General features: G+C 42.7%; 21 protein-coding genes. 17 read left to right on the top strand and 4 right to left on the bottom strand.

From position 1 onward, the window contains the following. The first annotated feature begins 45 nt into the window (after positions 1–45). Both QPK24_RS22815 and QPK24_RS22810 read left to right on the top strand, forming a co-directional pair. A complete protein-coding gene (locus QPK24_RS22815; protein ID WP_285744998.1) occupies positions 46–1,449 on the top strand; it encodes an MATE family efflux transporter in 1,404 nt (467 codons plus the stop codon). A 335-nt stretch (positions 1,450–1,784) separates the two neighbouring features. Next, positions 1,785–2,963: an acyltransferase gene (locus QPK24_RS22810; protein WP_285744996.1), complete on the top strand. Its 1,179-nt coding sequence runs from the start codon at positions 1,785–1,787 to the stop codon at positions 2,961–2,963. Between the two features lie 111 nt (positions 2,964–3,074). Here the strand turns inward: QPK24_RS22810 and QPK24_RS22805 are convergent, their stop codons facing one another. From QPK24_RS22805 to QPK24_RS22790, 4 genes are all read right to left on the bottom strand, one after another. Then, positions 3,075–3,749 (bottom strand): hypothetical protein, encoded by a 675-nt coding sequence (locus QPK24_RS22805; RefSeq protein WP_285744994.1) that lies wholly within the window; start codon positions 3,747–3,749, stop codon positions 3,075–3,077. Positions 3,750–3,751: 2 nt separating this feature from the next. Continuing rightward, entirely contained in the window at positions 3,752–4,642 is an 891-nt protein-coding gene (locus QPK24_RS22800; RefSeq protein ID WP_285744992.1) for an ABC transporter ATP-binding protein, read from the bottom strand. A 1-nt stretch (position 4,643) separates the two neighbouring features. Continuing rightward, positions 4,644–5,009, bottom strand: coding sequence for a GntR family transcriptional regulator (locus tag QPK24_RS22795; protein WP_213530743.1), 366 nt, complete (start codon positions 5,007–5,009; stop codon positions 4,644–4,646). A 630-nt stretch (positions 5,010–5,639) separates the two neighbouring features. Then, entirely contained in the window at positions 5,640–6,164 is a 525-nt protein-coding gene (locus QPK24_RS22790) for a cupin domain-containing protein (RefSeq protein ID WP_285744989.1), read from the bottom strand. Between the two features lie 226 nt (positions 6,165–6,390). Here QPK24_RS22790 and QPK24_RS22785 point away from each other — a divergent pair, with 226 nt between their 5' ends. The 15 genes from QPK24_RS22785 (at position 6,391) to QPK24_RS22715 (ending at position 20,142) form a co-directional block, all read left to right on the top strand. Next, positions 6,391–6,867 carry a DIP1984 family protein gene (locus QPK24_RS22785; protein ID WP_285744987.1) on the top strand — a complete coding sequence of 159 codons (477 nt, stop codon included), beginning with the start codon at positions 6,391–6,393 and terminating at the stop codon, positions 6,865–6,867. A gap of 773 nt (positions 6,868–7,640) precedes the next feature. Further along, positions 7,641–8,078 (top strand): DUF1641 domain-containing protein, encoded by a 438-nt coding sequence (locus tag QPK24_RS22780; protein ID WP_213530733.1) that lies wholly within the window; start codon positions 7,641–7,643, stop codon positions 8,076–8,078. A 38-nt stretch (positions 8,079–8,116) separates the two neighbouring features. Next, the gene (locus tag QPK24_RS22775; protein WP_285744984.1) at positions 8,117–9,298 is read left to right on the top strand and encodes an NAD(P)/FAD-dependent oxidoreductase; all 1,182 of its coding nucleotides are present in this window, start codon (positions 8,117–8,119) and stop codon (positions 9,296–9,298) included. Positions 9,299–9,487: 189 nt separating this feature from the next. Next, positions 9,488–10,132 carry an SDR family oxidoreductase gene (locus QPK24_RS22770; protein WP_285744982.1) on the top strand — a complete coding sequence of 215 codons (645 nt, stop codon included), beginning with the start codon at positions 9,488–9,490 and terminating at the stop codon, positions 10,130–10,132. A 30-nt stretch (positions 10,133–10,162) separates the two neighbouring features. Then, on the top strand, positions 10,163–10,891 hold the full coding sequence (locus QPK24_RS22765) for a response regulator transcription factor (protein ID WP_285744980.1): 729 nt from the start codon (positions 10,163–10,165) through the stop codon (positions 10,889–10,891). Next, complete coding sequence (locus QPK24_RS22760; protein ID WP_285744979.1) at positions 10,888–12,252, top strand: sensor histidine kinase; 1,365 nt, start codon at positions 10,888–10,890, stop codon at positions 12,250–12,252. Before QPK24_RS22765 ends, QPK24_RS22760 begins: the two co-directional genes overlap by 4 nt. A gap of 99 nt (positions 12,253–12,351) precedes the next feature. Then, a complete protein-coding gene (locus QPK24_RS22755) occupies positions 12,352–13,077 on the top strand; it encodes a PepSY domain-containing protein (RefSeq protein WP_285744977.1) in 726 nt (241 codons plus the stop codon). A gap of 133 nt (positions 13,078–13,210) precedes the next feature. After that, positions 13,211–13,783: a PepSY domain-containing protein gene (locus QPK24_RS22750; protein WP_285744975.1), complete on the top strand. Its 573-nt coding sequence runs from the start codon at positions 13,211–13,213 to the stop codon at positions 13,781–13,783. Between the two features lie 255 nt (positions 13,784–14,038). Then, a complete protein-coding gene (locus QPK24_RS22745; RefSeq protein ID WP_285744973.1) occupies positions 14,039–14,554 on the top strand; it encodes a DUF2179 domain-containing protein in 516 nt (171 codons plus the stop codon). A 403-nt stretch (positions 14,555–14,957) separates the two neighbouring features. Next, complete coding sequence (locus QPK24_RS22740; protein ID WP_047912726.1) at positions 14,958–15,161, top strand: cold-shock protein; 204 nt, start codon at positions 14,958–14,960, stop codon at positions 15,159–15,161. Positions 15,162–15,282: 121 nt separating this feature from the next. Continuing rightward, positions 15,283–15,498, top strand: a complete 216-nt coding sequence (locus QPK24_RS22735) for a cold-shock protein (protein ID WP_285744968.1) — start codon at positions 15,283–15,285, stop codon at positions 15,496–15,498. A gap of 139 nt (positions 15,499–15,637) precedes the next feature. Next, positions 15,638–16,636, top strand: a complete 999-nt coding sequence (locus QPK24_RS22730) for a glycosyltransferase (protein WP_285744966.1) — start codon at positions 15,638–15,640, stop codon at positions 16,634–16,636. A gap of 214 nt (positions 16,637–16,850) precedes the next feature. Further along, complete coding sequence (locus QPK24_RS22725) at positions 16,851–17,012, top strand: hypothetical protein (protein WP_191802631.1); 162 nt, start codon at positions 16,851–16,853, stop codon at positions 17,010–17,012. Positions 17,013–17,103: 91 nt separating this feature from the next. Next, positions 17,104–18,738 (top strand): ABC-F family ATP-binding cassette domain-containing protein, encoded by a 1,635-nt coding sequence (locus QPK24_RS22720; RefSeq protein WP_285744965.1) that lies wholly within the window; start codon positions 17,104–17,106, stop codon positions 18,736–18,738. Between the two features lie 372 nt (positions 18,739–19,110). After that, a complete protein-coding gene (locus tag QPK24_RS22715; protein ID WP_285744964.1) occupies positions 19,111–20,142 on the top strand; it encodes a restriction endonuclease in 1,032 nt (343 codons plus the stop codon). Positions 20,143–20,150: the final 8 nt, after the last annotated feature.

Genomic DNA, 20,150 nt, shown 5'->3' with positions numbered 1-20,150 from the left:
TTTTATGAAAATATAAACATTTACTATTAAGCTGAAGGTGAATCTATGACAACAGAAGCCGACGGGCGTGTTCTTAAGACAGAAAATCTCAATCTTTTTTCATTAACCTGGCCTATCTTTTTAGAAATTATGTTATTTATGCTGATGGGTACCGTGGATACCTTTATGATCAGTGCTGTATCCGATGAGGCGGTATCTGCAGTAGGTACGTCCAATCAGATTGTATCGATTGCCATCCTCATTCTTGAAGTGATTGGGAATGGAGCAGCCATTGTGGTAGCTCAGTATATCGGTTCGAGAAAACTTGCGGAAGCATCTCGCGTATCCGCCGTAGCGATTACACTTAACTTATGTGTCGGACTCCTCATTAGTGTTATTTTTGTGTTCAGCGGTCGACATATTTTACAGCTCATGAATCTTCATGGCGAAATCCTGGAACTCGGGAATACCTACATAACAATTGTCGGCGGGGGTATTTTCTTACAAGCCTTGATTAATATTATGTCCGCAATTATTCGTACCTATGGTTTCACCAAACAAACGATGCTTGTATCGCTTGTCATGAACCTCCTTCATTTAGTTGGTAACTACGCACTCATCTTTGGTCATTTTGGATTCAGTCCGATGGGGGTAAAAGGAGCAGCCATCTCGACCGTAGTCAGCCGACTGGTCTGTGTCGCCATTTTTATTTGGTTACTTTATAAAGTTATGGCCGTAAGGATCGAATGGAGACATTATTTCACGATCTCCAAAGATTATGTAAAAAAAATACTGAATATCGGTATTCCTTCTGCCTTTGAACAAATTACGTATCAAATGTGTCAGCTCGTCTTTCTGTATTATGTGACTTATCTCGGAACAGAGTCACTTGCTACACGGCAGTATGCAGCCCAGATTTCTAATTATATCTACTTATTTAGTATGGCTGTATCGCTCGGAACATCGATTCTGACAGGACGCTTTGTCGGGGCAGGAAAGCAAGATGAAGCCTACGCAAGAGTGAAGAAAAGTGTGAAAATCGGCCTGATCTCCACGATAACCGTAGATATTATTATTATCCTGCTTCGAGAGCCGCTGATGGGGATCTTCACGGATAACGCAGAGATCATCCGATTAGGTTCTCAAGTACTCTTGTTTAGTATCGTACTGGAAACCGCAAGAACGTGTAACATGATTATGATCAATTCCTTGCGTGCAGCAGGGGATGCTCGTTTCCCAGTGTATATGGGGCTGATCTCCATGGTGGGTGTGAGTCTTCCGCTTGGTTACTGGTTTGTCTTCCATTTAGATATGGGAATCCTGGGTGTATGGGTTGCAAACGCAGTGGATGAATGGATTCGTGCCTTCATCATGCATTATCGCTGGAAAAATGGAGCTTGGCGCCGTCATGCACTCGTAGAGCAGCCTGCTTCTAAAGATTCCGATACTGCTGTGCCCGCTGCATTATAAACTTCATGATCTGCAGTTAGCCTCTAAGCGAGGGTTGTCCATATGATGCAGCTGCTCAGCATATGTATCTGCCGCCGTAAAGGCGGCTTTTTCATGTCAATATACATAGGAGCTACAAATTACAAAAACCCAGTTTTATTATGATTTAGGATACTTTTGGAATAAATGTTATCGTAATTTGTCCAAATCCTTAAATAATTCTGTTATTATTATTAAGTTAAGGGATTTTTAATGTAAATTGTTTTCGGAAGTTTTACTATAGATAAAGTGATTTTGAGCCGGCCGATTGGAACGTCTCTATTAATCGACATACTAAACCCCAAGGAGTTAATATAATGAGTCAAACAATGACAGCTGAAAAAAGGGAACGTCTGCCCGAGCTTAATCTTGTACGATGTATAGCAATTCTTGGTGTACTCAGTGTACACTCCACTTCTTTTGCTACCGTTAATATGGTGGATTCGGGTATGTACTGGCTGTATAACTTTTTTAATATTTTTATGAAGTTTGGTACACCGACGTTTATTTTCTTAAGTAGTTTTGTGTTGTTCTATAATTACTATACGAGACCGCTGGATAAGAAACTGGTTCTTGGTTTTTATAAGAAGAGATTGCTTTACATTTTAATTCCTTACTTTATGTTCTCGCTGTTCTATTTTCTGATTTTACATGTTGTGCACTATCCTGATCGTTCTTTGATCGATACCATTGTAAGTTTTACAACCAAGTTGTTTACAGGTAAAGCGTACACTCATTTATATTTTGTATTTATTAATATGCAGTTTTATATTATGTTCCCGCTGGTACTCGCTTTATTCAAAAAAGTACCTTCTCTTGTTAAGTGGGCAGTTCCGATTGGACTTGCCATTCAGTGGGGCTTTATTGTTATGAATAAATACGGTGTAATCAGCGTAGAGAATAAAGGAAGCTGGTCTTTATCGTACTTTGCCTATTTCATGCTCGGCGCATGTCTTGGTGTGTACTTCCCTAAGATTAAAGAGTGGATTGTAATCAGAAGAAGCTACGCTACACCAGGAAAGGTTACAGCATGGGCGCTATTATGGATTGTATGGATCTGTGCAGGCCTGGCACATGTGTATATCTGGTACTTGAACCGAAAAGGAATTGCCGTTTATGATTCGCTTTGGTATGAATTCCTGTGGAATCTGCATACCTTCTCTGCAGCGCTGGTGTTATTCCAGATTGCCTTCCTGCTGTACGGCAACGGTAAGAGCGCTCTGGTACGTACGATGACTAAGATTGGTGGATTGTCCTTCGGGATCTATCTAATTCATCCATTCTTCTTGCTTGTTTATCGTGAATTCCCGCCGCAAACCGGAATTTCGATCCTTCATCACTTATGGTATGTTGGTGGATTCCTGCTTGCGCTGATCGGATCATATATCGTGGTTGGTTTGGCATCTCACTTCTCTAAATCCTGGATTCTGTTCGGTAACCTGCCTAAACCGCAGCGAGGAGCCGGGGAACCCAAAAAACCAAATCTGCCTGCTTAAGCGAGCGAGAATACCTTATCGTTTAACGGTTATCGTTTATCGTTATTTCGTAATATTTCATAAAAAAGAAGCATTCCCGTCTATGTGGGGATGCTTCTTTTTGCGTATATATTAGATCGTGGATTTTCGCAGCCATACGTAGGATAGGAAAGCATACAGCAAAGTAAGAGGAGCGAGGAACCAGATAATATCGGTCTGGTAGGTCATGACCCATTTGCCGATTTCATCCCATAATTCCCAGTAAGTCACGAGGACACTTGCTGCACCCAAGACAATGACGATGAGCAGGATCAAGCTTATTAAGACCAGTTTCCCGAATCTTCTCGCTATACTCGACATAACGAAACCGAATAGAAACAGATGAGAAATGACGACAAAGTTCAGCAGGGCGAGATGCAGGAAGGAGAGACTGCTGAGGAAAGGGACATCAAAAAAATGCAGCCCTGTACCCCAGCCTGAAGTAAGCTGTTCTATCTCTCTAACGATGGTAAGTGCAGTGGAATAGAGCAGGCTGAAGAGAAGAAACATGCTGATTGTACCTAGGAAATAATCTTTACGCCGAATACCGAAACTCAGTGAAAATGAGAAATTCATGGGAATTACCGCAATTCCTACACTCATCATGAACCCATAGATTGATAACAGTCCTCCGGTCGTAAATGAACCAATCGATATACTGATGATCAAATTAACTACAAAACTACTCATAAGCACAATGAGGGGAACGATAAGCCATAACCAATAATCAACAAGATGGGTACGCATTACGGTTTTGATCGTTGGCATACTTAATGCACCTCTTCCCGGTTCGTTTGTTTGGTCAAATACACCATGAGTTGTTGCAGAGAGACAGGAGCAAGACTGATGTTGTTTAATTCTGCTTGTTTGCGGAAGTCTTTTTGGTCAGCTGTTCGAACGACAGCACTACGCATAAAGCCGAGTTCTTCCTGATGAAGCACTTCTTTTCCTATAACGAAGTGATCTACATCAGACTGCTTGCCGCTAACATGGAAAGCCGATCCTCGAAATTGTTCTGCTTCCTCATTTAGCAAAAGCTTCCCTTGATGAAGTACAATCACCTGTTCGAGCATGGCACTAATCTCATCAATAAGATGCGTCGATAAAATAATCGTTCGCGGATAATCCATATAGTCTTGAATTAACTGATCATAGAATAATTGTCTAGCTACGGCATCAAGCCCAAGATAAGGTTCATCAAAGATGGTAAGCGGAGCACGGCTCGCAAGACCGATGATGATGCCGACAGAAGAAAGCATGCCTCTTGATAGTTTTTTGACTCTTCGATTTGGGGGCAGGTTGAATTGTAAGACTAGGGAATCAGCCAGCGATGTGTTCCAGTTAGGATAAAGGGAAGAGGCTACCGAGAGTACATCACGTACTCGAAACGTATCCGGATACTTTTGACTTTCTTTAATAAAACAAATTTGCCGGAGGACTTCCTTGTTCTCATACGGTGCTTCACCGAACACTTTAAGTTCTCCTGCTGTGGGAAACAGCTGGGCTGTAATGAGATGAAGCAGTGTAGTTTTTCCCGCACCATTACGTCCAAGCAGACCGTAAATTTTGTTCTCCTGAATGGTGAGGTTTATATCCTGAAGGGCATGAAATGTTTTTCCATAGCTTTTGGTCAGGCCGTTTAACTCAATTACATCTGCCATTCTACTTCTCCTCCCTGTGTATCATTTCAGATAATTCGGCTTTGCTAATCCCAAGCTTCTGTGCTTCTTGCACCATTCGGATAATGAACTGCTCATAGAACTGTTCACGCCGCTTCTCTACCAGCACAGATTGTGCTCCATCTGCTACAAACATGCCAATCCCTCTCTTCTTATACAGAATTCCTTGATCGACCAGGAGATTTACGCCTTTGGCCGCTGTTGCCGGATTAATCTGATAAAAGGATGCAAATTGATTCGTGGAAGGGACCTGTGATTCTTCGGGCAGCCTTCCTTCGAGGATGTCATCTTCAATTCGTTCTGCAATCTGTAAAAAGATCGGGCGGTCATCATCCATCTGCATGCCCATACATTATCACCACCAAGTTGGTTAGTTACTTATGTAATTAACCATACAACCAAACAAAGGATTAGTCAACAATATATGGTAAAAATGGACGGATGCCGAAACCTTTTTTTATTTGCAGCGTTTATTATTTTAGTGGGTAAAAGGGTGTCATATTTCGGTAACGAGCTGAATATAATGGAAGTCCGGACCAAGGAGAGGTTTATTTCCGTTTCGTGAGACGGGCATGAGGTTAATAGGAAGAGGGCAAAGGAAGAAGCCGAATATTCGAGTATTACCTCACATCCATGTTTAGCATAACAAGGACATGGACTAATTAGAATGATCTCATTCTTGGTTAATAATATATGATTAAAGGTGATTTAATAATGAAGTGTCAAGCTTGTGGAAAAGTAGTAAAAGACGTTTTGGAGCATGTGGAGCACATTCTCCATGAATGTGGAAAAGTTCCAGGATCTTCTCCCAATCTGTCGTCTGTACCGCCAGATGCGGTGCACCAGTCAATGAAGTTTTCAGAATCCATATCATAGAATAATCTAAAGAACCTGCCCCGTGAACATGGATGGCAGGTTTTTCTTATCGTCTCACTAATATCAACAAACTCCTCAGAACACTCATGTTTAGAAGCTCATGTTAATTAGGGTTCTCTGCCTTTTTCCAGTGGACGAGAAGCGGACCCTCGGCACCTAGCAGGGGATCTTGATCTGGAACCGGAACACGAGTAATTTCCCGGAGTACCTGCGGGCGTTCTTCTTTGTCTCCCGTGTGGGTATTGTAGGACATCCCATCTGGATAGGCGCCTACCAACTGAAAATCGAGACTTGACTCTAGCTTTTTATGACCTGTTCCGGCAGGAAGGACAAGAATATCGCCGGCAGTTGCCGTCAGAATAATCCCTTTTTCTCCTCCAATGTGGAGTTTAACCGATCCTTTGATGACACCGAGTACTTCATGCGAGTTGCTGTGATAGTGATGGTACGGAAATACACCGCCTGTCCAGCTGTTTCGCCAGTTATGCTTGTTGAAAATTTTCTCCGTATTCTTCTCCTCACCGCGTAATGCGCCGGGATAGAGAACGACAGGTAGTTCAGAGTTATTAGGAATCTTCCCGTCATCTTTAAAATAATATACACTCGTCTCTACATGAGTCGTTCTCATTCTAAAAGTCCTCCTTTGATAGAAATAAAGCCATGAATAAGGCTGTCTGTGCCTTTTATCATGGCTTATAGTCGTTATATTCCAAATTTACTATTTACTGTTATGTACCACATAACAAGAAGGGTTAAACAGGCATTCATCCAAAATGGATGTAAGAGATTGGATATCCGTATACCAATAAGTTACAATTAGATTACATCTAATATGTGGAGGCGTAAATCCGATTATGAAACTTGCCGAAGCACTCATTCTACGTTCTGATCTACAAAAGAAAATCCAGGAACTCCGTTTTCGTTTGCGTAATGTAATTAAAATTCAAGAAGGCGAAGAGGCAGCCGAGAATCCGGCCGATCTTTTTCGTGAACTGAATGGAGTACTTGAGCAGTTTGAGTCCCTTGTTCAGAGAATTAACAAGACCAATTCACAGACCGAATATGCAGAGGGAATGACGATTACTGATGCGCTTGCACGCAGGGAGAAGCTCCAATTGAAACGAAGTGTGCTCAGTGATGTGATGGATACTGCATCTATTCGTTACGACCGGACCAGCAGGACAGAGATTAAGTTTATAACAACCGTTGATATCAGCGCACTGCAGAAGCAAATTGATGAGCTTGCCAAAGAACATCGTAAGCTCGATACGCGTATTCAAGAGCTCAACTGGACAACTGAACTTATAGATTCGTCATTGTCATCGTCATAAGAACGTCCTAGATTCAATTGCAGCAGCGAAGTCCTAACGTTGGTAGTCAGTATGAAAAAAAGCGAGCATAAGCCTCCCAGCGGGTCAAGTCTGGATCTCATAAAAATAGTGAAGGGAACCGGGCGCCCTATACTTACAATTTAGCCCACGCACTATTTACATCTGTACAAGGTAATGTTACTTCTTACTACCATATGCTGATTTTTTTGGGCTGGCGAGGGCCGGGTGTGGGGACTATAAGACTTCTCTCTGCGAATTTGTAAGATACAAAGAATTGCTATTTCAAAAAAAACGAAATGATATCTCTATTTTTCAAATAAATAGATGTAGTTAACAATGGTATTAATTAGCACTGTATATAGTAGAAAAAGCGAGATTATGTGCCTTTTTCAAGCCTAAAAGCGAAAATTCATTGTATTGACAAAAATAGAGGTTTTGTTACAATGTTCACAAGGTATTCACAAGTATAGTTAGATTTAACTCGTGTTTATGTGTAATAAGTGTAATATTAGGGTATAGGTTCGTAATTGGCCTGTTCGGATAAATTTGTGATTGCGATGGAATAAACAACTATTCATTTTTGCAAAAGATCCATGAAGTACATCACATGTGTATGCTAAAGCTGCCTGTGCCGCTTGAAAGGACGCGGCTTTTTCTAATGTGTGAAAATTGTTACATTACAATTCAGTGTGCATTCAGGGTCGTTCATTTGATTATCAGGTAGGGTCAAGCAAGCGGGCTTTTTAACCCAAAGTAAAGGAGGACGTTCTCTTATGTCACAACCGACTCAACAAGAGGTACCAGTAAACGGTGCAGCTCCTGCACAAAATCAGGATGTACTTGATCAATTGATGAAGCCGGAGGTTCAAGACTCTCTTATTGTTCTTGTGGAGAATCTGCCTAAACTGGCTGAAATGGTAACTGCTATGACAAAAGCTTATGATTTCGCTCAAGGCTTGGCAACAGATAAAGTCTTCGTTAACGACATGAAAGTCGCTCTTGGAGAATTTACAACGCCTGTAGTAGAAAAAGCAAAAGGTGTAGCATCCGCGGCTATCGAAGCTGGAGACCGTGCTCAAGCGGAACAGTCTTCTGTTGGTCTTTTCGGTATGCTCAAAATGTTGAAAGATCCTAACGTACAGCAATCACTTCGTTTTGCTCAAGCATTCCTGAATGTGCTTAACGAGCGTCAAGGGCAAAAACAAGACTAAAAAAGTTATTGATACGAAAGTAAGAACGGAGGATGGATATGTCGAAGCAAATTTTGATTCTGGGCGGAGGCTACGGCGGCTTGCTAAGCGCGCTGTCAGCGCGTGAGTACTTGTCCGCTGAAGAAGCAACAATTACAGTTGTGAACCGCTTCCCAACTCACCAAATTATTACTGAATTACACCGTCTTGCAGCAGGTTCCATCGCTGAGAAAGCTGTTGCACTTCCACTGGAGAAACTTCTTCGCGGTAAAGAAGTTAACCTGAAAATTGACACAGTTTCCGAGATCAAACCAGACGAGAACAAAGTTGTAATGCAAAGCGGAACGATCTACAGCTATGACTATCTCGTAGTTGCTCTTGGTAGTGAAACAGCATTCTTCGGTATCCCAGGACTTCAAGAGTACAGCTTTACTCTGAAATCCGTAAACGATGCTAACAAAATCCGTGCACACGTGGAAGCTTGCCTGGATAATTACAAAAAAACCGGAAACAAAGCAGACGCAACAATCGTTGTCGGCGGCGGCGGTTTGACAGGTATCGAGCTTGTTGGTGAATATGCTGACATTCTGGATCATGTATGTAAACAAAAAGGCATCAAACGTGAAGAAGTACAGCTCTACAACGTAGAAGCAGGTCCTTCTATTCTTGCAGGATTCCCGCCAGAGCTTGTTGAGCGTGCTCAAACAAGTCTTGAAAAACGCGGTGTGAAATTCATCGTTGGTGTGGCAATCACTGAAATGCAGCAACACACAGTAATGCTGAAAGATGGCAGCTCCATCGAAACAAGCACACTGATCTGGACAGGCGGCGTACAAGGTAACGCAGTTGTAGCTAACTGTGGTATCGAAGTAAACCGTGGCCGTGCAACCGTAAAAGAAACACTGCACTCTACTTCCCACGAGAATGTATTCATCGCGGGCGACAGTGCAGTTGTTATTCCTAGCGAAGGTGCTCGTCCTTATCCTCCAACAGCTCAGCTTGCTTGGCAAATGGGTGAAACGATTGGACATAACCTTGCTGCAACCATCAAAGGCGGCGACTTTGAAGTCTTCACTCCAGTCTTCTCCGGTACTCTCGGAAGCTTGGGACGTAAAGATGCAATCGCTATGCTTGGCGGAAGCCAAACTCGCTTGAAAGGCTTGCCTGCAACAATGATGAAAGAAGCAAGTAACATCCGTTACCTTAAACATATCGATGGTTTGTTCGCTCTTGCGTACTAATCTATTACGATAGAAGAATAGGAAGGCAGACGACCACTATAGGTTGTCTGCCTTCTTTTTTCATTTGATACGTGGCTGTCACCCTGCCCTTCATCAGGTGCAGATTTGTTATAGATCGGGCCTGGAGGGTAAATGAAGGGAGAGAATGGATGATTGAAAGAAATCCACTTTTGAAGGGAGAAATGAGTCATGAATATTTTAGTAATTGGTGCAAATGGACAGATTGGGAAGCAAGTAATCTCACAGCTTAAGGATGACAAAGAGCATACGGTAAGAGCAATGGTTCGGAAAGAAGAACAGGCAGAGGCCTTTAATAAAGCGGGTGTAGAACCTGTACTTGCTAACTTGGAAGGAACCGTAGAGGAACTTGCGGAGGCGATGAAGGGCAGCGATGCAATTGTGTTTACGGCGGGTTCCGGCGGAAGCACAGGTCTTGATAAGACTCTGCTTATTGACCTCGATGGAGCTGTGAAAACGATGGAAGCTGCAGAGCAGGCAGGAATTTCGAGATATATTATGGTAAGTGCTCTGTATGCAGAAGATCGGACACGCTGGCCAGAACAAATTAAACCTTATTATGTAGCCAAGCATTACGCAGATAAACAGCTGGAACAATCCTCTTTGCAGTATACGATTTTGCGTCCGGGCGGACTGCTGAATGAACCGGGTCGCGGTAAAGTAACAACGGATATCGAGCAAGGAGAGTCAAGCATTCCGCGTGAAGATGTGGCATCGGTTATTGTAGCGGTACTGAATGCAGAGAATACGTATAGAAAAGCGATTCCTCTTGTATCTGGAGAGCATTTAATTCAGGAAATGGTGCAAAATATATAACATTGCTTTGAACAAAGCGGAGGAGGAGCTATGAAACCATCCATTCTCATCGTCGAAGATGAAGAGAAAATTGCTAGAGTGTTAGAAATTGAACTGGAGTATGAGGATTATGAGGTCTCCAAGGCAATGAGCGGTACGGAAGGGCTGGAAGCTTTTCAGAATGGTGATTTTGATCTGGTATTACTTGATATCATGTTACCGGGTCTTAGCGGGATCGAAGTCTTGCGGCGTATACGCAGTCATGATGAACATATCCCTGTCATTTTGCTGACGGCTAAAGGCTCCGTTGAAGATAAAGTCTCCGGTCTTGATCTTGGGGCGACAGATTATGTCACAAAACCTTTTCAGATTGAAGAGCTGCTTGCCCGGATTCGTGCCGCCCTCCGTTTACATAGTAAAGTTCAAAAAGTTCAAAAATTGAATATGACGGGAACTGAAGAACAAAATCAAGAACAGGAAGTATGGCTGTCTGCCGGTGACCTGAAGATGAATGAAAAAACAAGAGAGGTACTGCGAGCCGAAGATGGAATAGAGCTTACTCCCCGGGAGTTTGATCTGCTGGTTTATTTACTTCGTAATCAGCGGCAAGTCCTGAACCGGGAGCAGATTCTTGAGGCCGTATGGGGGTATGATTACATGGGCGACACCAATGTGGTTGATGTTTATATCCGATATCTTCGTAAGAAAATAGATCATGGACGCTCTCCGCTGATCCACACGGTTCGCGGTGTAGGTTACGTTCTCAGGACCGAGACATGAAGCTGCGTACAACCATCTATGTATATACTTCGGTGCTTTTTATTGTCCTGTTGCTGTTGATTAATGGATTTATCTATTTCATGTTTGACCGAATGTCGACAGACACCCAGATGGAAAGAGCGGAAGCAGAAGCAAATTCGATCTCAACAGGTGTACGTAATGCAGCTGATATCGTAGCTCCAGACGACTTACTGCGTTCTTTTGTACCGGCAGAAGGGATGCTTAGGATGGTGAGAATGTCAGGCGATAATCCGCCTGCAGTTACTTCGCTCTCGGAGCGGCGTCTTGCTCAGATTAACCCTGCTTTTTATCCGAATAAACATACCGAAGTGTTAAAAATAGAAGGTGTACGTTATGTCTTTGTATCCATGCCCGTGATATGGGCCGATGGAGAAGTAGTGAACCTTCAGGTGACAGAAAGCCTTGCAAGTGTAGATAACAATCTGAAGGTGCTCCAGGTTGTCTTGATTTCCGTGTCTCTAGTTGCGCTGCTGGCGGTATTTGCTTCAAGCCGGCTGCTTGGAAGCATTATCATCCGGCCGATATCAAGTATGACGCAGACAATGAGGATCATTGAAGACGGGGGCGGATTTAAGACCCTTGATTTGCAGAATCAGTCCAAAGACGAGCTATACGAGATGGGTGAGACGTTTAACCGAATGATGGGCCGACTGAAGCGAAATTATGAGAAACAAGAGCAGTTTGTCTCCAATGCTTCTCATGAACTCAAGACACCGCTGACGGTGATTGAAAGCTATGCCAGTCTATTGAAGAGGAGAGGCATGTCGCGCCCAGACCTTTTTGAAGAATCCGTTGAAGCTATTCACTCGGAAGCCATCCGGATGCGAGAGATGACAGAACAGCTGCTTATGATGGCGAGAGAAACCGAGTCGTTTAGCATTGCGTTAGAGCAACACGATCTAGCCGGTATGGTAAATGATATGGCCCGTTCTTACGGGACAGCGTACCAGAGGGAAATTGAGGTGGAAACTCCCTCATCAGAACCTTGCTATGCTTATACGGATATCAACAAGGCAAAGCAGCTGCTTGTTATTTTACTGGATAATGCCAGAAAATATAGCGAGGACTCCATCCTTATCCGTGTTCAGCCTGATGCCAGTTACGTTACCATAAGCGTAACGGATTATGGTCCGGGCATTCCTGCTGATGAACTTCCCAAAGTGTTTGACCGTTTCTACCGGGTGGATCAGGCAAGATCGCGTAAACAGGGCGGAACAGGTCTTGGTTTGGCACTAGCAAGTGAGATTGCTGCGCAGATTAAGGCGGAAATTGGTTTGGAAAGTACTTATGGTAAAGGCACCACAGCATATATACAGTTCCCAGTTCATCATCTTGCCTAAGCAGAAAGGCAAGATGATTTGCTTTTCTCAGAGAATTCTCATTGTTAAGAGTTATACTGGTGGCAGGTGTGAAGTGTAAATAGGAAGGAGTTTTCTATTATGTATATAAAAGAAAAACTAGGATATGCGGGAGCCGGAGCTGCCGTTCTGATTGGACTTGTTCTCTTGTTTGTTCAGCCATGGAATCATGCAGATTCCGTTCTGTCTGCCGAGGCAGTAGAGGAGACGGTAATAAGCCAATATCCAGGTACAGTGGAGAAGAGTACGCTTGAGAATGGGGAATATCACCTGCGAATAAGCACGGATACAGGAACCTATGAATTTATCGTGGATAGCAGCGATGGCAGTATTATCTCAATTCAGCAGATCAGTAAGTCAGGTGTGAAGGAACATGCTATTCTGAGCAGGGATACGGTGAAAGAGAAGCTGCTGAGTGAGACAGGAGGCAAACTGCTCTTCCTGGAGCTGATTACGAAGGACGATCAAGATATCTACAAAGCCAAAGTAAAGACAGATACAGAGCGTACTTTATTTGAGATCGATCCTTATACGGGAGAAGTGTTATCAAGACAAACGATTACCACCGATGAAGAGGATGACGAAGAGGACGAGGAAGAAGAGAATCAAAAATTTCTGGCGGAAGAAGAAGTAGAGAAAATTGCGATGGCAGAAGTAGAAGGTGAAGTAGAAGATACCGAACTTCGAGGGGAAGACACCAACCATCCTTATTATTTAGTTGAAATTGAGACGGACGATGATAAAGAAGCCGTTATTCAAATTCATGCAATCACCGGACAAGTCCAGTCTGTAACCTGGGATGACTAATTCTTAGAAGCTCTTTTTCTTTTCTCATCAAATTCTAATCTAACTCTTTCTTTACTCTCATTTGGCAGAGGTAAGATATATTTGTAAGCAAGTGAGACGTGAATAACAAAACAAGAAGAGGAGTCGATGAGACATGAAGAAACATAAACGTATTTTAGCAGGCGGAGTTCTGAGTGCGGCGCTTTTAATTGGTGGTGCAGCAGCATTTACAGGTGCAGAGTCAACAGTGGAAGCTAGTCAACTATCCTCTACAACTACATCTAGTTCAACTAGTTCAACAAACAAAATGATTACTGCGGAGCAGGCGAAAGAAACAGCACTTAAAGAGGTACAAGGTACCATTGATGATATTGATTTAGAGAAAGATCACGGAAAAGTATACTACGAAGTAGAGATCGAGTCAGATAAAGTGGATGCTACGGTATACATCGATGCTTATACAGGAGAAGTGCTTAACGTGTCTAAAGACCTTGACTTTGAAGTACCCGCTTCGGAGGCAGTTGTAAAAGTTTCTCTTGAACAAGCAACCCAAATTGCGTTAAAACAACTGGATAACAGTAAAGTAATCAGCACAGAGCTTGATCTTGACGATGGTCGTTATGAATATGAAATCGAACTTGTAAATAATCACTACGAAGCCGAAGTTACGATTGATGCAAATACAGGAGACATCTTATCTGTTGATATCGACCGTGAGGACGACTAAATCCATTACATTCATATCGCATTCAGGCGAAAAGAGTACGAAGAGCACCTGCTTGTAATGACAGGTGCTCTTTTTTCTTGTGAATGAACTGATAAATAACGTTTCTATCGGTAATGAACTCATTTTGCAACTCATATAAAAGCCTCTATCCTATGAAATTTTAATGAAAAGGGGTTTCATGAGAACAAAGATGTGGTATTTTGGATGGTATGGTTTTGTTTTGCGGAAAGTTCTGCAGTAAGGAGAGTGATAGCCTTGGCTCAAACGCTACTTTTCATTTTTGCGATCCAGATTGTTTATGTCTCGGCGTATACCTTACGCATGATTCTAACTTTAAAGGGCCAGAAGTACATCGCAGCCTTGATCAGTATGGTCGAAATCGTGATCTATGTACTAGGACTGAATATGGTGCTCAGCTACTTAGACCAGATCTCAGCTCTTGTGGTATATGCACTTGGTTATGGACTGGGCATTCTGGTTGGTGCTTGGATTGAAGAAAAAATTGCACTTGGCTACATAACTGTCAAGGTAATATGTGATCAGACCCGCGGTACGATTGTAACCACACTTCGGGAAAAGGGATATGGCGTAACGTCTTGGCTTGGCAATGGCCGAGATGGAGATCGGCTGGTAATGGAAATACTGGCAAAACGTAAAAACCAGAAAAAGCTCTATGAGACGATTTTACAACTCGATCCAAAAGCTTTTATTATTACAGTAGAACCCAAACAATTCCATGGTGGATTTTGGACGCGTTCGATTAAAAGATAGCACGAATAAGCAGGAGCATGCCGAGCGGTATGCTTCTTATCTTTTGTGCATTTAGTAAAAGAATATTTTGGAAAAAAGGCGGTATATAGCAATAAATCGATGATATTATATACGGAATTGGTATGAAACCCCTATTTCTGTGGAAATAATGAAGAAGCGAAGATAAGTAATAGGAAGAGATGATAAGTAATGGGGATCGTCTTAAGTCTAAATATTATGTCAAATTAAACCATTTTTATGTGGTGATCTCTTGCGTTGATTTGGTAATTATGCTATTATTAGTTCTGTCATGTAATTCACATTTTGGAAAGAGACTCATTCCGAAAATGACACTTTTTCCAATATGTGAATTTTTTTCAAAGAAAATAACCATATTAATATAAGTGTAAAGGAGAATGACCAAATGCAAACAGGTACAGTTAAATGGTTTAACGCAGAGAAAGGCTTCGGTTTCATCGAAGTTGAAGGCGGAAGCGACGTTTTCGTACATTTCAGCGCAATCACAGGCGAAGGTTTCAAAACCCTCGACGAAGGACAACGCGTTGAATTCAACGTGGTAGAAGGTAACCGCGGACCACAAGCAGAGAACGTAGTAAAAGTATACTAATCCGACCTGCAAGCTGCCTTTGACTGACAAGTTGAAGGCAGTTCTTGTTTTCATTCCAAAAAAAAGCGATACGGAGTATGCGATCGAGTTCGTCTATTCTGTAGATAGGGGGGAAGTATTCATGTACAGACGTCAAGTATCAGAGGAAATCCCCGAGGAGAACACGAAGGTCTGGTCTTGTACCAATGACGACTGCAAAGGTTGGATGCGTGATGATTTCGCATTCGATAGCGAGCCGCAATGCAGTTTATGTTCCTCACCGATGGAACGGGAAATGAGAATGTTGCCCGTGTTATCCAACGCAGCAAATGATTTGAAAGCAATGAGAAAAGGGTAACGAGTTAGTACCATAATCGTTTTTGCATAAGTAAGTGTTTGTAAAAATAGCAAAGCTCTGTAAGTGTACCGCGATACGGCGAGGATTCTCCTTCCATATGGCGGTTTTTTTGTGCTATGGAAAAAAGGAGGATACGTTGATGGATAAAGTAGGACTCGTGATGCGTAAAATTCAGTTTACGGAAGCGCAAGGACCCCGGGTTTTTGCAGATCGGCTAAAAGCCATTGGGGAAGAGCTGGGTGTAGAGATTGTATTCATCTCACCAGAGCGTCACGTGAGCGGTTATGACTGGGTTCCAGGATATGAGCATGAAAAAGGCGACCTAGTCAACTATGATATCGTTCTCGATCAGATCTATTCACAGAATATCGACCATGTCATCTATACGGTTTCTGGTTTTACATATCTCAAGATGTTTCTGAAGAACAGCGTGCTGTTTCCGCACAGCTTTCCTGACCCTGCTCTCACAGGGTACGAAATGATGAAGCCTTTCTACCAGATCGTGGACAAAGCGATTGTGCAGACCGATTTCCTGAAAAGGGAGATGGCGGCTCAGTACGGTGTTCATGATGTAACGGTGATCCCAATTGGTTTTGATGAAGGACTAGCCCATAAACATTATGATCCCTCTGCAGTCGTCGACAACCGCATTCTGTGGATCGGACGGGATGAAGCCAACCGCCGCCCTGATCTGGTTATTGAATATGCGCATCAGAATCCGGATAAAGAAGTTTACATGGTATTCGGCGGGGAGCGCTATAGAGAAAGTATGAAGAAATACGACATCCCAAATAACGTGAAACTGAAGTTTGCACTTAGTCAGGATGAAGTGTTTCAGCTGATGAATTCGACTAAGGTGTACTGGAGCTCTTCGCGTTTTGATACGTTTGCGATGCCCCTGACTGAAGCGATGGCGATGGGGAAAATGGTCGTGAAGCCAGAGCATCCTTGTTATGGACATATCAGTTCGACCCATACGTTTGGCGGGAATGAACGCAACTTCTTTGAACTGCTTAATATGGCATCCGCTGCACCTCGCAAAGTATCGGAAGATAACAGGGAGTATGCATTTGGTGCTTTTTCAAGAACCGTGATGAAGGAAGGGTATCGGGCCTTTTTTGAATCATGGCTTCGGTAATAAACCGTTATAGTTATTTTCTTGGCGCGTGCCAGGTGTTATAGCTCAGGTTTATGTGATATAGTCGAATCAATATCATAGGTGAATAAAATATTGAAATTGAAACTATATAGACAAACTAAACCATTTTGATCTATATACTTAGATTAAAGCAGCTGAAGGTATTATGAAATTGATTCAGTTAGTCATAACTTTAGAAAAGGAGGTGAGGTAGGTGAATATTGAAATGGTGAACAGCCGCTTGAGCCAGCTGCCAATGGTACTGTCTGGCATTTTCTTCAGAGGTTTCTTATCACGGGAGAAGTCTGTCCATTTTGCCTTAGATAAGATTAACCATTTCGAGAAGATGCCTACCTTAACCTCAAGCGGATTGTAATACCTATTTCCGAGTGAAGGGTCGCGGGCTTGTTCCCGCGGCTCTTTTTTTGTGTGGTGAGATGCATCTTCCTACTCAGGAGGATACAAATATGATCATCGTAAACGGACAAAACGTAAAGAAATACCACGGGGCAAACCTCGTGCTGGATAATGTAACTTTTGAAGTAAAAGAAGGAGAAAAAGTAGGGCTCATTGGTGTGAACGGGAGTGGAAAGTCTACTTTACTGTCCTTGATCTCCAAGATGGAGAAACCGGACGCAGGCATGCTTGCGGTGAAGAAAGAGGTAAGAGTCGGATACTTGCCCCAGATTCCTGCGGAATTTGAGCAGAAGACAGTACATGAGGTGCTCGCTCATGGATTCGAGGATTTGCTGCTGATGCGGCAGAAAATGATGCGGTTAGAACAGCAAATGGGAAGCTTCGAAGCGGCCGCAGATGAGGATTTCCTAGCCAAGCTGCTGCACCGTTATGCGGTTCTCCAAGAAGAATATGAGCGAGAAGGCGGCTATGAGATGGATGCCAGCATCGATATGGTGGCAACCGGTCTGCAGATAGATAAAGCGATGTATGGTAGAAGTTTCAGCACCCTTTCAGGCGGGGAGAAGACAAGGATTGTCCTCGCTTCTCAGCTCATTCGAAGGCCCGATCTACTGCTATTAGATGAACCAACGAATCACCTGGATCTCTCCGGTGTGGAATGGCTGGAGCAGTTTTTACGAAACTATCCCGGTGCGTGTATTCACTCGTCGCATGACCGTTATTTTCTGGACCGGGTGGTAAGTCAGATCATCGAGTTAGAAGATGGAGAAGCATTCTCCTATCCAGGAACGTATTCCCGTTATGTCATTGCAAAGGAAGAACGGCTCATGCAGCAGTTTACCGAATACCAAGAACAGCAGAAGAGAATCAAGAAGATGAAAGAAACCATTCGTCAGCTCGAAGAATGGGGACGGGTCGGCGGGAATGAAAAATTCTTCCGGCGGGCCACATCGATTCGCAAAGCACTTGCTCGAATCGAGCAGATGAAGAAGCCAAAGCTTGTACAGAAACAAGCCGAATTTGCACTTAAACCGGATCAGCGTTCTGGTCAGATCGTGCTTCTATTTGAAGCACTCACCAAGCATTATGGAGATAAGACCATCTTAGATGGAGTAGAAGGCATGATGGCTTATCAGGATAAGATTGCGCTGCTTGGTGCAAATGGATCTGGCAAGACAACCTTTTTCAAGCTGCTATTAGATCAGGAGGCCGCGGATGCTGGATACATGGAATGGGGCGCGGGAGTTAGTGTAGGCTATCTGGCACAGCAGGAAGAAATTCAGGAGCCAAAACAAACCGTACTCTCTTATTTCCGTGAGCATGCCCCCATGGAAGAAGGAGAGGCGAGGTCGGTGCTCGCGAGGTACATGTTCTATGGTCCGCAAGTGTTTCGGGAGATCGGCAAGTTATCCGGCGGTGAATGGTCTCGGCTCCGTCTAGCGGTTCTTGTGAACAAGAAGCCAAATGTACTTCTGCTCGATGAGCCGACCAATCATCTGGACATCACCTCTCGTGAAGCACTCGAAGAAGCACTGGACGAATACAAAGGCACCATACTTGCGATCTCACACGATCGGTATTTTATTAATCGCATTGCGGGGAAGGTATGGTCTCTGGATTCAGGGAAGCTGAGTACTTATCTTGGGAACTATGATGATTATGGGGTGAAACGGAGTGAGCAGTAGGTAGGGGTTTGAGGATATGTGGTTTAGAAGAAATAGTTTAGGATGTCTCCGCCCATTAGGGCGGGTTTATGACTCCGACTTACGTAAAAGCGAAGAGTAGAAGAGGAATACAGGATATAATCTCAAATTTGCTATCTCGACCTTCATTTTTTGCAAATTTATATATTATATAGCCAATTTGTTCTATATAATGGTAAGGGTAGTTCTTATGTAATGCTTGTGATAGGTTCTTCTTCTCTTCTTAAAATAAAAGCTATAGACATTGGTTCGATCTATTTGAGTTTTAAAGGTACCAAGGTACATAAATCAAATTACGTGGTAAATGACATGAAAAATTTATACCGAAACATATGGATTTAGGGGGATATGAAAATGGCGTTATGGTTATTCCGTGCTGGAAAGTCTGGTGAATATGAGTCGAAATTTCTAAACGAAAATAGAATTTATTTAACTTGGGATGAGCTAAATATTGATCTTAGAAATTTTAAAGAAAGAACTCAGTTAATTGAATATTTAATGAATGATTATGAGGTTGAGAAACTAGGTAGAGCAAGGAATTGGGCAAGTCAAATTATGCCGATTGCAAGTGAGATGAAAATAGGAGATTGGGTTATCTTGCCTAGCAAACACAAGTCTGCAATTCACATTGGCGAGATTACAGGTAATTACGAGTTTAATCCAAACAATAGTAATCCATATTTTCATAGTCGTAAAGTGAATTGGTTTGCTACTGATATTCCAAGAACTAATTTCGACCAGGATCTTTTATATTCATTTGGGGCTTTTATGACGGTATGTAGAATATCTAGAAACGATGCAGAAGAACGTATCAAAACAATGCATAAAAATAATTGGATTAGTGGCAGCTCAAAAGTTCAAATTAATATGGATAGCCAAGATTCTCAGGAAGAAGCTGAGAGTATGTTTGATATTGAGGAATATGCAAATGACGCAATAGCAAAATATATCATACGTAAATTTAAAGGGCATGGTATGGCTAGAATCATAGATGCTATCTTAAGAGCAAAAGGTTTTACAACTTACATAAGTCCAGAAGGTCCAGACAAAGGAGTAGATATTTTAGCGGCCCCAGGCAGTCTAGGTTTTGGGACACCAAAAATTTGCGTCCAAGTGAAAACATCGGACACTCCCGTAGATAGACCAACGTTAGATCAACTAATCGGAACAATGCATAACCACAAAGCTAGCCACGGGCTACTTGTATCCTGGGGAGGATTTAAGAGTTCCGTAGATAGAGAAATGGCATCACAGTTTTTTAACGTGAGGTTATGGGACCAAAAAGCAATTATTAATGAGCTTTTAGAATCATATGATTCACTAGATGCTGATATTAAAGCAGAAATCCCCTTGAAAAGAGCATGGATTCTAGCGGGAGAAGAATAAGCAGGCGA

This window comes from Paenibacillus polygoni (assembly GCF_030263935.1).
In the GTDB taxonomy this organism is placed as follows: Bacteria; Bacillota; Bacilli; order Paenibacillales; family Paenibacillaceae; genus Paenibacillus; species Paenibacillus polygoni.
The sequence above is the reverse complement of the archived record's forward strand: the minus strand, read 5'-3'. Positions and strand labels throughout refer to the sequence as shown.